The organism is Streptomyces sp. NRRL S-920 (assembly GCF_000717945.1).
GTDB lineage: Bacteria > Actinomycetota > Actinomycetes > Streptomycetales > Streptomycetaceae > Streptomyces > Streptomyces alboniger.
The window spans coordinates 1-15858 of the sequence record NZ_JODF01000102.1 but is presented as its reverse complement, the minus strand read 5'-3'; the positions used below and the strand labels follow the sequence as shown (position 1 = coordinate 15858).

Annotated in this window: 6 protein-coding genes and 1 pseudogene; 5 read left to right on the top strand and 2 right to left on the bottom strand. The window is 71.1% G+C overall.

Translation table 11 applies throughout. From position 1 onward, the window contains the following. Nucleotides 1–8804, bottom strand: a pseudogene (locus IG54_RS39560) (SDR family NAD(P)-dependent oxidoreductase); the annotation flags it as partial. A 173-nt stretch (nt 8805–8977) separates the two neighbouring features. Continuing rightward, on the bottom strand, nt 8978–9844 hold the full coding sequence (locus tag IG54_RS0136255) for an ACP S-malonyltransferase (RefSeq protein ID WP_234336476.1): 867 nt from the start codon (nt 9842–9844) through the stop codon (nt 8978–8980). 469 nt (nt 9845–10313) lie between these two features. On the opposite strand from IG54_RS0136255, the gene IG54_RS0136250 reads away from it, so the two are divergent. The 5 genes from IG54_RS0136250 to IG54_RS38755 all read left to right on the top strand — a co-directional run. After that, nucleotides 10314–11948 (top strand): flavin monoamine oxidase family protein, encoded by a 1635-nt coding sequence (locus IG54_RS0136250; RefSeq protein WP_420712317.1) that lies wholly within the window; start codon nt 10314–10316, stop codon nt 11946–11948. A gap of 57 nt (nt 11949–12005) precedes the next feature. Continuing rightward, nucleotides 12006–13763 carry a fatty acyl-AMP ligase gene (locus IG54_RS0136245; RefSeq protein ID WP_037898406.1) on the top strand — a complete coding sequence of 586 codons (1758 nt, stop codon included), beginning with the start codon at nt 12006–12008 and terminating at the stop codon, nt 13761–13763. Continuing rightward, complete coding sequence (locus IG54_RS0136240; protein WP_030795095.1) at nt 13763–15355, top strand: acyl-CoA carboxylase subunit beta; 1593 nt, start codon at nt 13763–13765, stop codon at nt 15353–15355. The genes IG54_RS0136245 and IG54_RS0136240 overlap by 1 nt, the downstream gene beginning before the upstream one ends. Beyond that, complete coding sequence (locus tag IG54_RS41025; RefSeq protein WP_078594953.1) at nt 15352–15582, top strand: acyl-CoA carboxylase epsilon subunit; 231 nt, start codon at nt 15352–15354, stop codon at nt 15580–15582. The genes IG54_RS0136240 and IG54_RS41025 overlap by 4 nt, the downstream gene beginning before the upstream one ends. Nucleotides 15583–15663: 81 nt before the next feature. After that, nucleotides 15664–15858 (top strand): biotin carboxylase N-terminal domain-containing protein (locus IG54_RS38755; RefSeq protein WP_037898405.1); only part of this gene is annotated, 195 nt, incomplete at its 3' end.

Genomic DNA, 15858 nt, shown 5'->3' with positions numbered 1-15858 from the left:
GGCGTGCAGGGCGGCGTCCAGGAGTGCGGGGTGCAGTCCGAAGCCGTCGGTGGAGGTGCCTTCGGGGAGGGCGACCTCGGCGTAGACGTCGTCACCGAGCTGCCAGGCGGCGCGCAGGCCCTGGAACACCGGGCCGTAGGTCAGTTCGGCCTGGGCGAGACGCTCGTAGACCGCATCCGTATCGAGGGAGGCGGCGCCCTGCGGCGGCCACACCGACAGGTCGAAGTCGGCTTCCTGGGCCTCTCCGGTGACGCGGCCCGTGGCGTGGCACACCCACGGCTCGTCGATCGAGGCCTCTTCGGCGCGCGAGTAGATCGCGATGGCCCGGTGCCCGTCTTCGTCGGTGTTGTCCACGGTCACCCGGAGGGCGACGGCACCCTGTGCGGGCAGTACGAGCGGAGCCAGGAGCGTCAGCTCCGCCAGAGCACCGCAACCGGCTTCGTCACCCGCCTGGGTCGCCAGCTCCACCAGGACCGACGAGGGGACCATCGGGACGCCCATCACCACATGCTCCGCGAGCCAGTCGTGGGATTGCAGCGAGAGACGGCCGGTCAGCAGGATGGTTCCCGTCGCGGGAAGCGCGACCGCCGCGCCGAGCAGCGGATGCGTGACCGACGCCAGGCCGGCAGGGGCAAGGCTGCCGGTGGGGGCAGTCTGCTCCAGCCAGTAGTGCTGGTGCTGGAAGGCGTAGGTGGGCAGGTCGACGCGGCGCGCGCCCCGGCCTGCGAAGACGCCGTCCCAGTTGAGATCCGCGCCGTGGATGTGGGCGGTGCCGATGGCCTGGGTGAGGGTTTCGGCTTCGGGGCGGTTCTTGCGGAGTACGGGCGTGAAGACCGCTTCTTCGCTTTCGGACGCGATTTCCTGGGCCATGGCGGAGAGGGTGCCGTCGGGGCCCAGCTCTATGAAGGACGTGACGCCCTGCTCGGCGAGGTGGGTGATGCCGTCGGCGAAGCGGACGGCATGGCGGACGTGGCGGACCCAGTAGTCGGGTGAGCCGATGTCCTCGGGGGAGGCGAGTGTGCCGGTGAGGTTGGAGACGACCGGGATGCTCGGAGTGCCGTAGGTCAGGCCCGCCGCGATGGTACGGAACTCGCCCAGCATGGGTTCCATGCGCGGCGAGTGGAAGGCGTGGCTGACGCGCAGCTGGTGGACCTTGCGGCCCTTCTCCCGCCAGTGCTCCACTCCGCCTCCGTGGCCTGGATCGCGGCCATGGCCCCGCCAGCCGGGAGCGCCTGCATGAGGCGTCCCCGTGCGGCGACGAGCTTGGTCGCGTCTTCCAGGGTGAAGACCCCGGAGACGTGCGCGGCGGCCAGTTCACCCACGGAGTGTCCGACGAGGAAGTCAGGGGTCAGCCCCCACGCCTCCACCAGCCGGAACAGCGCAACCTCGATGGCGAAGAGTGCGGCCTGCGTGTAAACGGTCTGGTCGATCAGACCAGCGTCCGCCTTGTCCGTACCGAAGACAACATCCTTCAGCGAACGCTCAAGCTGCCCATCGAACTGCCCGCACACCTCATCAAAGGCAGCGGCGAACACGGGATACGTGTCATACAGCTCGCGGCCCATCCCGGCCCGCTGGCTCCCCTGCCCCGTGAACAGGAACGCGACCCGCCCACGGTTGACACTCCCCGCGGAAACCGCACCCGACGCATCCCCGGCGGCCAACGCCTGCACACCCGCAAGGAGTTCATCCACGTCAGAGCCGGTGACGACGGCCCGGTGCTCGAACCGGGCCCGCGTGACGGCCAGGGAGTACCCCACATCCGCCGCACGCAGCTCAGAGTTCTCCCGCAGGAACGAGTACAGCCGCTCGGCCTGCGCCCGCAGCGCCCCCTCCGTCTTACCGGAGAGCACCCACGGAACGACCCCACCAGCAACAGGAGCCTCGGAGCCCGCCTCGTCGACGGCAGCCGGCGCCTGCTCCAGAATCACATGCGCATTGGTACCGCTGATACCGAAGGACGAGACGCCCACTCGGCGCGGGCGCCCGGTGTCCGGCCACTCGCGGGCCTCGGTCAGCAGCCGGACGTCACCCGCCGTCCAGTCGATCTCAGGTGACGGCTCGTCCACGTGCAGGGTCTGCGGCAGCACACCCTCCCGCATCGCGACGACCATCTTGATGATGCCCGCGGCACCGGCTGCCGCCTGGGTGTGGCCGATGTTGGACTTCACCGAGCCGAGCCAGAGCGGTTCGGCGCCCTCGCGGCCCTGGCCGTACGTGGCGAGCAGGGCCTGGGCCTCGATCGGGTCACCAAGTCGCGTACCCGTGCCGTGCGCCTCGACCACGTCCACGTCGCCCGGCTCAAGGCCCGCGCCTGCCAGTGCCTGGCGGATGACACGCTGCTGCGAGGGGCCGTTCGGAGCGGTCAGGCCGTTCGACGCGCCGTCCTGGTTCACGGCCGTGCCGCGGACGACCGCGAGCACCTTGTGGCCGTTGCGCTCGGCGTCCGAGAGCCGCTCGACGAGCAGCATGCCCACGCCCTCGGCCCAGATCGTGCCGTCGGCGGCACCGGCGAAGGCCTTGCAGCGGCCGTCGGGGGCGAGGCCGCGCTGGCGCGAGAAGTCCACGAAGGTGTCCGGCGTCGACATGACCGTGACACCACCGGCAAGCGCCAGCGAGCACTCTCCCCGGCGCAGCGACTGCACGGCCAGGTGCAGGGCGACGAGCGAGGACGAGCACGCCGTGTCCACGGAGACGGCCGGGCCTTCGAGGCCGAGCGCGTACGAGATGCGGCCCGAGGCCACGCTGCCGGACGTGCCGGTGCTGAGGTAGCCCTCCAGGTCCTCGGGGACCGACTGGAGGCTCGGGAAGTAGTCGGTGTTCATGACGCCGGCGAACACGCCGGTCTGGCTGCCGCGTACGGACGCCGGGTCGATGCCCGCGGCCTCCAGCGACTCCCAGGACGCTTCGAGGAGCAGCCGCTGCTGCGGGTCCATCGCCAGCGCCTCACGTGGCGAGATCCCGAAGAACTCGGCGTCGAATTCCGCCGCGGAGACGAATCCGCCCTGGCGGACGTAGGTCGTGCCGACGCGCGCCGGGTCCGGGTCGTACACGCCCTCGATGTCCCAGCCGCGGTCGGTGGGGAACGCGGAGAGGCCCTCGCCCTTGCCGACCACCATGCGCCAGAGGTCGTCCGGCGAGGCGACGTCACCCGGGAAGCGGCAGGCCATACCGACGATGGCGATCGGCTCGTCGTCGTGACGCGGCCCGGCGGCCGGGGCCACGGGACCGGCGATGGCGGACTGGTCGGCGAACGTCTCGGCGAGGAGGTGCTCCACCAGCGCCGACGGGGTCGGGTAGTCGAACGTGAGGGTCGCCGGGAGGCGGAGACCGGTGAGGGTGTTCAGGCGGTTGCGCAGCTCGACCGCGGTCAGCGAGTCGAAGCCCACCTCCTTGAAGGCCCGCCCCGGCTCGATCGCCCGCGCGTCGCCGTGACCGAGCACGGACGCGACGTGACCGCGTACGAGTTCCAGCAAGGTACTCGTCCGCTCGGCGGGCGAGAGCCCGGCCAGCCTGCGGGCCAGGGCGGACGTGCCGCCCGCCGCCCCGCTCGCCGCGACCCGGCGCACCGGCATGCCGACAAGCCCGCGCAACAGTGCGGGGACCGTGGCCGAAGGCGCACGGAACGCGGCGAGGTCCAGGCTCATGGGCGACGAGACAGCGGCACCCGATGTGCGTGCTGTGTCGAGGAGTTGGAGGGCTTGGGTGGTGGGGAGGGGGGTCATGCCGGAGCGGTGGATGCGCTCGATGTCGGCGGTGGTGAGGTGTCCGGTGATGCCGCTGCGCTGCTCCCACAGGCCCCACTGGAGGGAGGTGGCGGGCAGCCCCTGGGCGCGGCGGTGGTGGGCGAGGGCGTCGAGGAAGGTGTTGGCGGCGGCGTAGTTGCCCTGTCCCGGGTCGCCGAAGAGACCGGCGGAGGACGAGAAGAGGACGAACGCGGAGAGGTCCAGGTCCTTGGTGAGGTCATGGAGGTTAAGCGCGGCGTCGACCTTGGGGCGGAGAACCGCGTCGAGGCGCTCGGGGGTGAGAGCGTTGACGACACCGTCGTCCAGGACACCGGCGGTGTGGATCACGGCGGTCAGAGGGCGCCCGCCGTCGACCGAGTGGAGCAGCGTTTCGAGGGAGCTGCGGTCGGCGGCGTCGCAGGCGGCGATCTCCACGGTGTCCGCGCCGAGTTCGGCCAGTTCGGCGGCGAGCTGCGGGGCGCCTTCGGCGTCCAGACCCCGGCGGCTGGTGAGCAGCAGGTTGCGTACGCCGTGCTCGGTGACGAGGTGGCGGGCCACGAGGGAGCCCAGAGCACCCGTGCCGCCGGTCACGAGGACGGTCCCGGCCGGGTCCAGGTGGAAGTCCGCCGGATCACCGTCGGCGACAGACGCCCGGACCAGGCGTGGCACGCGTACCGAACCGTCGCGGAGTGCGGCTTGGGGCTCGTCGGAGGCCAGGAGCGTCCAGAGAGCGGTGAGTTCGGGCGACTCGGTGTCGGTGTCGATGAGGACGAACCGGTCGGGGTTCTCGGCCTGCGCGGAGCGTACGAGGCCCCAGGCGGGCGCGTTGGCCAGATCGGTCACGTCCTCACCGGGCCGGGCGGCGACCGCACCCCGGGTGAGCAGCACCAGGCGTGACCCGGCGAACAGGTCCTCTGCCAGCCACTCCTGGATGAGGGTCAGGACGTGGTGGGTGGCCTGGTGGGCTGCGGCGGCCGTGTCGGTGTCGTCGTAGGCCGTCAGCGGGGCGAAGACGATCTGGGGGATGGTGTCGGCGGCGGCCAGTTCAGCCAGGCTGGGGTATGCCGGTCCGTTGGTGAAGTGGCCCGGCTCGTCGCCCAGTACCGCCCATGTCTGCGGCTCGGCGGGCGCCGTCGGCAGTTCGGGCCAGTCCAGGCGGTACAGGGAGTTGTGGAATCCGCTGTGTGCGGTGGTGAGTTCGTCGGGGGTGGTCTGGCGCCAGGTGATGGTCTGGGCGGTGAGTACGGGTGCGCCGGTGTCGTCGGCGGCGGTGAGGGTGCCGTTGGTGGTGGAGAGTTTGACGCGCAGGGTGGTGGCGCCGGTGGCGTAGAGGGAGACGTTGTGCCAGGTGGAGGTGGTGCGTGCCCGCTCGTCGGCGGTGAGGGGCAGGGCGTGCAGGGTGGCGTCCAGGAGTGCGGGGTGCAGTCCGAAGCCGTCGGTGGAGGTGCCTTCGGGGAGGGCGACCTCGGCGTAGATGTCGTCTCCGAGCTGCCAGGCGGCGCGCAGGCCCTGGAAGACCGGCCCGTAGGTCAGTTCGGCCTGGGCGAGACGCTCGTAGACCGCATCCGTATCGAGGGAGGCGGCGCCCTGCGGCGGCCACACCGACAGGTCGAACGCCGCGGGCTCCACGGCCCCCGACAGCGTGCCGGTGGCATGCAGCGTCCACTGGCTCCCGGGCACCGCCTCGTCCGAGCGGGAGAAGAACCGGACCGGGCGGCGGCCCGCGTCATCGGCGGCGTCCACGGCCAGCCGCAGCGCCACCGCGCCCTGCTCGGGCAGGACCAGCGGGGTCTGGAGCGTCAGCTCCTCCAGGGACCCGCAGCCGACCTGGTCACCGGCGTGGATGGCCAGCTCGACCAGGGTCGAGCCCGACACGACGGTCGAATCCAGCACGACGTGATCCGCGAGCCACGCGTGCGACTGGAGAGACAGGCGTCCCGTCAGCAGTATCCCGTCCGACTCCGGCAGCGCGACCGCCGCGCTCAGGAGCGGATGTCCCGTCGCCGACTGCCCGAAGCCCGTGGCGTCCCCGGAGAGGGTGCGCGTCTCCAGCCAGTAGTGCCGGCGCTGGAAGGCGTACGTCGGCAGGTCCACGCGCTGCCCGCCGCGGCCCGCGAAGACCCCGTCCCAGTCCAGCTCCGCGCCGTTCACGTGCAGCCGGGCCATGGCGGAGGTGAACGCCTCGGCCTCGGGGCGGCCCCTGCGCAGGGTCGGGGCGAAGACCACGTCCTCGGCGTCGGGCAGGGACTCCTGGCCCATCGCCGAGAGGATGCCGTCGGGGCCCAGCTCCAGGAAGGAGGTGACACCCCGCTCGGCGAGGCAGGTGACGCCGTCCCGGAAACGCACGGCCTGACGCACGTGCCGCACCCAGTACTCCGGTGAGCACAGCTCTTCCGCGGTGGCCTGCTCACCGGTCACGTTGGAGACGATCGGGATCCGCGGCGCGGAGTAGGTCATCACCCGGGCGTGCCAGCGGAATTCCTCCAGCATGGGTTCCATGCGGGGAGAGTGGAAGGCGTGGCTGACGCGCAGCTGGCGGACCTTGCGGCCCTGCTCGCGCCAGTGCTCCAGGACCTCGACCACGGCGGTCTCGTCACCGGAGACCACGACCGAGGTAGGCCCGTTGATGGCGGCGATGGCGATCTCGTGCTCGCGGCCCTCGATCGTCTCCAGGACCTCGGCCTCGGTGGCCTGGATCGCGGCCATGGCCCCACCGGCCGGGAGCGCCTGCATGAGCCGGCCCCGCGCGGTCACCAAGATGGCCGCGTCCTCGAGATCGAAGACACCGGCCACATGCGCGGCGGCCAGCTCACCCACCGAGTGACCGATCAGGAAGTCAGGGGTGAGGCCCCACGCCTCGACCAGCCGGAACAGTGCGACCTCGATGGCGAAGAGCGCGGCCTGCGTGTACGCGGTCTGGTCGATCAGACCGGCAGCCGCCTCGTCCGTGCCGAAGACGATCTCCTTCAGCGGACGTTCCAGATGCAGGTCGAGGTAGGAGCACACCTCGTCGAAGGCTGCGGCGAACACCGGATACGTCTCATACAGCTCGCGGCCCATCCCGGCCCGCTGGCTGCCCTGCCCCGTGAACAGGAACGCGATCCGCCCGCGGCGCGCGCTCCCCGAGGTCACCGCACCGCCCGGTACCTCCCCGGCGGCGAGAGCCTCCAGCCCGGTCAGCAGCTCCTCGCGGCTCGCGCCCGCCACCACGGCCCGGTGTTCGAACCGGGCCCGCGTCACGGCGAGGGAGTAGCCCACATCGGCCGGACGCAGCTCGGAGTTCTCCTGTACGAAGGAGTGCAGCCGCTCCGCCTGCGCCCGCAGCGCGTCCTCCGTCTTACCGGAGAGCACCCACGGAACGACCCCGCCGACGACCGGCGCCTCGGAGAGCGGAGTCTCGGAGACCGGCTCGGAAACGTCGGCCGGCGCCTCCTCAAGCACCACGTGCGCGTTCGTGCCGCTCATGCCGAACGACGAGACACCGGCCCGGCGCGGACGCCCGGTCCTCGGCCACTCGCGTGCCTCGGTCAGCAGCGCCACGTTCCCCGCCGACCAGTCCACGTGCGGGGACGGCTCGTCGGCATGCAGCGTCCGCGGCAGCACGCCCTCCCGCATCGCGAGGATCATCTTGATGACACCGGCGACACCGGCCGCGGCCTGCGTGTGGCCGACGTTCGACTTCAGCGAGCCGAGCCAGAGCGGCTCCCCGCCCTCGCGCCCCTGCCCGTACGTGGCCAGCAGTGCCTGCGCCTCGATCGGGTCGCCGAGACGCGTACCCGTGCCATGGCCCTCGACCGCGTCGACATCCGCCGCCGCGAGGCCGGTGTCCGCGAGGGCGCGGCGGATGACGCGCTGCTGGGCGAGACCGCTCGGGGCGGTCAGGCCGTTGGACGCGCCGTCGGAGTTGACGGCGGTGCCGCGCACCACCGCGAGGACCTGGTGGCCGTTGCGACGGGCCTCCGAGAGCCTCTCCAGGACGACGATGCCGACGCCCTCGCCCCACCCGGTGCCGTCGGCGTCCGCGGAGTACGCCTTGCAGCGCCCGTCGGCGGAGAGGCCGCGCTGGCGGCTGAAGGCGAGGAACCCGCCGGGGCTCGACATGACGGCCGCGCCGCCCGCCACGGCGAGGGGGCAGTCGCCGCGGCGCAGCGCCTGGACGGCGAGGTGGAGCGCGACGAGCGAGCCGGAGCACGCGGTGTCGACCGTGATGGTGGGACCCTCGAAGGCGAAGGTGTAGGCGAGACGGCCGGAGGCCACGCTGGCGGCGTTGCCGGTCAGCAAGTAGCCCTCGAGACCCTCGGCCGCGTCCTGGAGACGCGGGCCGTACTCCTGGTTCTCGACGCCGACGAACACACCGGTCTGGCTGCCGCGGACGGACTTGGGGTCGATGCCCGCGCGTTCGAGGGCCTCCCAGGTGCTCTCCAGGAGGAGCCGCTGCTGCGGATCCATGCCGAGCGCCTCGCGCGGACTGATCCCGAAGAAGTCCGCGTCGAACTCACCGGCGTCGTGCAGGAATCCGCCCCGGCGGGTGTAGCTCTTGCCCGCGTCGTCGGGGTCGGGGGAGTACAGGTCGTCGAGGTCCCAGCCGCGGCGGGTGGGGAAGTCGGAGATCGCGTCGCCGCCCTCGGCCAGGAGCCGCCACAGCTCCTCGGGGGTGCTGACACCGCCGGGCAGCCGCACCGCCATGCCGACGACGGCGATCGGCTCGTCGTCGGCCGCGGCGGAGCCCAGCTGCTCGCCCAGGTCGCCCGCGTCCGCGGCGGAGCCGTACAGGAGGCGCTGGAGTTCGCGCGCGAGCGCCCGCGGGGTGGGATGGTCGAAGGGCAGGGTGACGGGCAGGCGCAGCCCGGTGGCCGCGACGAGCCGGCTGTGGAAGTCGACGGCGGCGAGCGAGTGGAAGCCCAGTTCGAGGAAGGAACTCTCGGGGTCGATGCCGTTCGGCACCTCACGGTCCGCGCTCTTGAGCACGTCCTCGGTCAGACCGGTGACGAAGGCGAGCAGGTGGTGTTCCTGCTCCGGCCCGGTCAGTTCAGCCTGCGAACGGAATTCTCCGGACTGGCCTACCATCGCTCGCTCCACAACTCTGCCGACATGGCTGTTCAAAGAAACCGGACTTCACGCGAGAGTATGTGGACGCCGAGTGGCGGTCACACCCCTACGCACCCCTTGGGGCATTGCCGGTACGGGGGTTGGTGATGCGGTGGCATTCGATGCCGCGACGACGGCGGACAGGAATTGCGCACCGCAGCGCATCAGCTTTTCGCGGGCCGCAGAGTGGACCGGAGAACGCTTTTCGGATCGACGGCCACGACGTCGAAGTTCCGGGTGGTGCACTTCACCCGCCGGAACAGATTGTCGGGACCGGTGATGTAGAGCTTCCGCACACCGAGGCCGAGCAGTGAATCGACGACCTCAGGCCAGTCGATGGCCTTGTCGAACGTGTCGAGCAGCATGGTCCGCATGGCGTCCGCGGTGCGCACGACACTGCCGTCCTGGTCCGCGACGACGGTGAGCTTCGGGTCCCGGATCTCGTACCGGGACAAGACCTCCTCGTCGGCCTTGCGGCGCAGCCCGCCGAACGCCTCGGCGTGCACGGGCGGGCGCATCGTGTACATGGAGTAGCCGCCCATGGCGCCGACGGCCTTCTTCAGGCCGTCCAGAAGGTGCTCCCGCACCGACACCATGAGGAAACCCTCGTCGAGCCGGCCGGAGATGTCGTACCAGTCGCCGTTCGCGGTGAGCCCGTCCAGATACTCCTGGAAGGGTTCCGCCGGGACCCGTACACAGGAGTGGGTCACCACGTCCTGATGCTCGGAGGCGAAGAACTCCTGCTCGCAGCGGGCCATTTCAGCCGTCATGCGGACGGTGTCCGCGAAGTCCAGCGCCCCTGTCCAGGAGGCCGCGGCCTTCTGCCCGAAGCTCGGCCCCACGCAGTAGTCCGGGCGCATCCCGAGGAGGTCCTCGGCGCGGTCGGCCAGCGCGAGGGAGTTCACCAGGAAGGCCACCTGCGTGTACTCGGAGTAGTCGTCCTCGGCTCCGTGGAACCGGTCGAGGAGCGAGTACCCGAGCGCCTTGTCGGCGGCCGCTATGCGGCGCCTCGCGTACCTGTCGAGAACCATGAATTTGCCGACCGCGGAAAAGCTTGACGGTCCCATCCCCGGAAATACGACAGCTGTCTTCTCTTCCATCAGATTTCACCCACAGTCAGCCAGCGGACAGCATGGCCGACGCTATGGGGGCGGGCAGGCCCCCGGCCACCCCATAGGCCCCCTAAGACAACCCCGTAGACACCCCTTGACGTTCACGGGTCGGCCCGCGGTCACCGCGCCGACCCGTACCGCGTGTCACACAGGCAGGGGGGATAGGGGTTGCCTGTGCCGCCCGGCGAAAAATAGCGTGTGCCTGCCGGAGCAGGCGGTCCTCGGCCGGCAGTTCCCCATTCGATTCGGCCGGGCCACACCGACGGCATCGACATGCGGCTCGCGCGGCGTGAGCGGGCGGAGCCTCCGGAATTCCATTGATTCCCCGACCAGCATCGCCGAAACGGCCCGAAGGGTATTCCTGATGACGTCACCCAGCCCGGCTTCAATGAGCATGCTTGTTCCGGACTTCCCCTTCTCCTACGACGACTGGCTGCGCCATCCCGCCGGCCTCGGGGAATTGCCCCCCGAGCGCGCCGGAACGCCGGTGGCCGTGATCGGCGGTGGCATATCCGGGCTGACGGCCGCGTACGAACTGATGCGGCTCGGCCTGCGGCCCGTCGTGTACGAGGCCGGCGAGCTGGGCGGCCGTATGCGGGCCGTCCCCTTCGCGGCCCGCCCCGAATACGTCGCCGAACTCGGAGCGATGCGCTTCCCGAAGTCGGCGCGGGCCCTGTTCCACTACATCGACCTGCTCGGCCTGGACACCCGGCCGTTCCCCAACCCGCTGGCACCGGACACCCCCGGCACGCTCATCGACGTCAACGGCCAACAGTACTGGGCCCGTTCACAGGACGACCTGCCGCCGCTCTACCAAGAGGTCGCCGACGCCTGGGAGAAGACGCTCCAGGAACTGGCCGAGCTGTCGACGGTGCGCGGCGCGATCCAGCAGCGCGACGTCGCAACCCTCAAGGCCGTCTGGAACCGCCTGGTCCGCGACCTCGACGACCAGTCCTTCTACGGCTTCCTGGCGTCCTCGTCCTCGTTCCACTCCTTCCGGCACCGTGAGATCTTCGGCCAGGTCGGCTTCGGCACGGGCGGCTGGGACACCGACTTCCCCAACTCCGTCCTGGAGATCCTGCGGGTCGTCTTCACCGAGGCCGACGACGACCAGCTCTCCATCGTCGGCGGTGTGCAGCAACTGCCCCGCGGCCTGTGGGAGCGGCGGCCCGCGTCACCGGTCCACTGGCCCGAGGGCACCTCCCTCTCCTCCCTGCACGGCGGCGGCCCGCGACCGGGCGTCGTGGGACTGCGGCGCAAGGGATCCGACTACGTCGTCGAGGACGCGTCCGGGGACGTCAGCGCCTACCCGGCGGTGGTGTTCACACCGCATCTGTGGACGCTGCTGAACCGGATCGACTGCGAACCGGGGCTGCTGCCGACCGAACACTGGACGGCGGTGGAGCGCACGCACTACATGGGCTCCTCCAAGGTCTTCGTCCTCACGGACCGCCCGTTCTGGCGCGACATCGACCCGCGCACCGGCCGGGAGACGATGGGCATGACCCTCACCGACCGGATCGCGCGCGGCGTGTACCTCTTCGACAACGGACCGGACCGGCCCGGCGTGATGTGCCTGTCGTACACCTGGAACGACGACTCACTGAAGTTCTCCACCCTCTCCCCGGACCGGCGCCTGGAGGTACTCCTCGACCGGCTCGGCGAGATCTACCCGGGGGTGGACATCCGGTCGCACATCATCGATGAGCCGATCACCGTCACCTGGGAGAACGAGCCCCATTTCATGGGCGCGTTCAAGGCGAACCTGCCGGGCCAGTACCGGTACCAGCGGCGGCTGTTCACCCACTTCATGCAGGACCGGATGGACGCGTCGCACCGCGGGTTCTTCCTCAGCGGCGACGACGTCTCCTGGACCGCGGGCTTCGCCGAGGGCGCGGTGACCACCGCGCTGAACGCGGTGTGGGGCGTGGTCAACCATCTGGGCGGCCGCACCCCGGCGGCCAACCCCGGCCCCGGCGACCTCTTCGACCGGCTCGCCCCGGTGGAACTGCCCTACACCTGAGCCGGCCGTGTTTGTCCATCAATCCCCATGCTCCTCGCGGAACGAGGTATCACGATCATGACCAGGACCGGACCGGATGTGCGGGCGGGCAACGTCTCGACTCTGCCCCAGGCGCTCCGCCTGCGCTGCGAGAAGCAGCCCGACGAAGCCGCCTACGTATTCCTGCGCGACGGTGAGGAGCCCGACGGGTCCCTCACCTACCGGCAGCTGGAGGCCGACGCCGGCTCCCGCGCCGCCGCCCTGGAGCGGGCGGGGCTGAGCGGCGGCAACGCCGTGCTGCTCTACCCCTCGGGTCTGGAGTTCGTACGAGCGCTGCTCGGCTGCATGTACGCGCGAGTGGCCGGCGCCCCGGTCCAGGTGCCCACCCGGCGGCGCGGCGTGGAGCGGCTGCGCCGCATCGCGGACGACGCGGGTACCAGCACCGTCCTGACCACCGGCGCCGTCAAGCGGGACCTGGAGGAACGGTTCGGCGATCTGCCCGAGCTGGCCGGGCTCACGCTCATCGACACCGAGACGCTGCCGGACGCCCCGTGGACGGGCGCGGACCCCGGCCCCGAGGACATCGCGCTGCTCCAGTACACCTCGGGCTCCACCGGCGACCCGAAGGGCGTGATGGTCACCCACGCCAACTTCCTGAGCAACGTCGCCGAGACCGAGGAGCTGTGGCCGGCCGGACCCGACGGCGTGGTCGTCTCCTGGCTGCCGCTCTTCCACGACATGGGCATGCTCTTCGGCGTGCTGATGCCGCTGTGCTCGGGCATCCCCGCCTATCTGATGGCGCCCGAGGCCTTCATCCGCAGGCCCGGCCGCTGGCTGGAGGCGATAGCGCGGTTCCGCGGCACGCACGCCGCCGCGCCGAGCTTCGCGTACGAACTCTGCGTACGGGCCCAGCAGGACGGCAAGGTCGCCGCGGGCATCGACCTGTCGAGCTGGCGGGTGGCGGCCAACGGCGCCGAACCCGTGCGCTGGCGAGCCGTCCGCACGTTCGCGGAGACGTTCGCGCCGGCCGGTTTCGACCCCGGCGCCATGAGTCCGGGCTACGGCCTCGCCGAGAACACCCTCAAGGCCACCGGCAGCCGCCTCGGCGAGGAGCCGACCGTGCTCTGGGTGGCCGCGGAGGCCCTGCTGGCCGGCCGGGCGGACCTGTGCGCCCCGGGCGCCGAGGGAGCACAGCCCCTGGTGGGGTCGGGCTTCGCCGTGTCCGGCACCCGGGTGCGGATCGTCGACCCCGTGGCGCTGACCGAGTGCCCCGAGGGCCGGGTCGGCGAGATCTGGGTGGACGGGCCGTGCGTCGCCGCCGGTTACCTCGGACGGGAGCGCGAGAGCGAGGAGACCTTCCGGGCGGTCATCGCCGGGCAGGACGGCCCCGGCGACGCGACGTATCTGCGCACCGGCGACCTGGGCTTCCTGCTCGACGGGGAGCTGTATGTGACCGGCCGGTTCAAGGACGTCATCATCCGCAACGGCCGGAACTTCTACCCGCAGGACATCGAGCTGTCCGCCGAGAACGCGGCACCGGGCCTGCACCCGAACGCCGCCGCGGCGTTCTCCGTGGACGACGGCGAGCAAGAGCGCCTGATCGTCGTCGTCGAGGCCGACGGCAGGGCCCTGCGCGGCACGGGACCGCAGGAACTGAAGGACCTGGTCCACCGGGCCGTCTACGAACGCCAACGGCTCGAGACGGACGAGGTCGTCGTCGTACGGCGCGGCCTCCTGCCCCGTACCACCAGCGGCAAGGTGCAGCGCCGAGCCTGCCGCGAGCGATACCTGAACAACGAACTGAAGCCTGCCGTGGCAGCGGAGCGGAGCGCCTGATGGCATCGGAAGAGACCCCCGACAACCCTCCCCGCAACGGGACCGCCGCGCGCCTCGAGGAGTTGCGGCGCCGCCGCGACGAACTCGCCGCGCACGCCGGATCCGACGCGGTCAGGCGGCAGCACGACAAGGGCAAGATGACGGCCAGGGAGCGCATCGACGCGCTGCTCGACCCCGGGACGTTCGTCGAGCTGGACGCCTTCGCCCGCCACCGCAGCCACGACTTCGGCATGGAGCGCAACCGGCCGCTCGGAGACGGTGTGATCACCGGCTACGGCAAGGTGGACGGCCGCAAGGTGTGCGTGTTCGCCCAGGACTTCACGGTCTTCGGCGGCAGCCTCGGCGAGAAGTACGGCGAGAAGATCGTCAAGGTGATGGACCTGGCGCTCAGCACCGGCTGCCCCATCATCGGCATCAACGACTCCGGCGGCGCCCGCATCCAGGAGGGCGTGGTCTCGCTCGCGTACTACGCCGAGCTGGTCAAGCGCCACGTCGAGGGCTCGGGCGTCATCCCGCAGATCTCGCTGATGATGGGCCCCTGTGCGGGCGGCGCGGTGTACGCGCCGGCGATCACCGACTTCGTGGTGATGGTGGAGGAGACCTCCCACATGTTCGTCACCGGCCCCGAGGTGCTGCGCACCGTCATGGGGCAGACGGTGGACCGGGAGGAACTGGGCGGGGCGCTCAGCCACAACACCGTCTCCGGAAACGCCCATTACCTGGCGCAGGACGAGAAGGACGCGTTCGAGTACGTCCGGCTGCTGCTCAGCCATCTGCCCTCCAACAACATGGAGGACCCGCCGGACTACGACGTGACCGAGCCCGAGAGCCTCACCGAGGCGGACCTGGCCCTGGACACGCTGATCCCCGACAGCCCCAACCAGCCGTACGACATGCGCAGGGTCATCCGTACCGTGCTCGACTCCGGTGAACTCCTGGAGGTACAGCCGCTGTTCGCGCAGAACGTCGTCTGCGGCCTCGGGCGGGTCAACGGCCAGAGCGTGGGCGTGGTCGCCAACCAGCCGATCGTCCAGGCGGGCGCCCTGGACATCGACGCCAGTGAGAAGGCGGCGCGCTTCATCCGCATGTGCGACTCCTTCCACGTGCCGATCCTCAGCTTCGTCGACGTGCCGGGCTTCCTGCCGGGCCTCGAACAGGAGCAGGGCGGCATCATCCGCAGGGGCGCCAAGCTCATCTACGCCTACGCCGAGGCCACCGTGCCGATGGTCACCGTGGTCACCCGCAAGGCGTACGGCGGCGGATACGGGGTCATGGGCTCCAAGCACCTGGGCATCGACGTCAACCTGGCCTGGCCGACCGCCGAGATCGCGGTCATGGGAGGCGAGAGCGCGGTGAGCGTGCTGCACCGCCGCGCGGTGGCGGAGGCCGAGGACCCGGCCGCCGAGCGGACACGGCTGCGCGAGGAGTACGAGCAGGCGCTGTGCAACCCGTACACGGCCGCCGAGCGCGGCTACGTGGACGCGGTGATCATGCCTCACGAGACCCGGGCGAGCATCGCGGGCGCACTGGAGACACTGCGCGGCAAGCGAGCCCACCGGCTGCCGCGCAAGCACGGCAACATCCCCCTGTGAGCGCTCGGGACGAGGGGGTCACCACCCCCCACGAGGCAGCCGGGCTGCGGGTGGAGCGAGGCCGTCCGACGGGAGAGGAACTCGCCGCGGTGGTGGTCGCGGTGACGGCGCTGCTGACGGAGCGGACGGCGGGCCGCGACACCGCGGGCCCGCGGCCGCGCCGCCGCTGGGGCGCGCCCGCGCAGCGCATGACACGCCCGCCCGAGCGAGGCGGGTTCGGTGGCTGACCGGGACACGGCCGGGCAGGCCGCCCGGCGCCGCGCGGCGGTCGCCGCCATCAACGACCACATGGGACGAGGGAGTTCATCGTGCACAAGATCCTGATCGCCAACCGTGGCGAGATCGCTGTCCGTGTTGCCCGGGCATGCCGGGATGCGGGGATCGCGAGTGTTGCCGTCTACGCGGATCCCGACCGGGACGCTCTGCATGTGCGGGCGGCCGATGAGGCGTTCGCGCTGGGCGGTGACACTCCGGCCACCAGCTACCTGGACATCTCCAAGGTG

What these genes read in the sequence shown, in the direction of transcription:
- IG54_RS0136255 (WP_234336476.1), bottom strand. Translation starts at nt 9,844, where the DNA reads ATGGTTCTCGACAGGTACGCGAGGCGCCGCATAGCGGCCGCCGACAAG.
- IG54_RS0136240 (WP_030795095.1), top strand. Translation starts at nt 13,763, where the DNA reads ATGGCATCGGAAGAGACCCCCGACAACCCTCCCCGCAACGGGACCGCC.
- IG54_RS0136250 (WP_420712317.1), top strand. Translation starts at nt 10,314, where the DNA reads ATGAGCATGCTTGTTCCGGACTTCCCCTTCTCCTACGACGACTGGCTG.
- IG54_RS0136245 (WP_037898406.1), top strand. Translation starts at nt 12,006, where the DNA reads ATGACCAGGACCGGACCGGATGTGCGGGCGGGCAACGTCTCGACTCTG.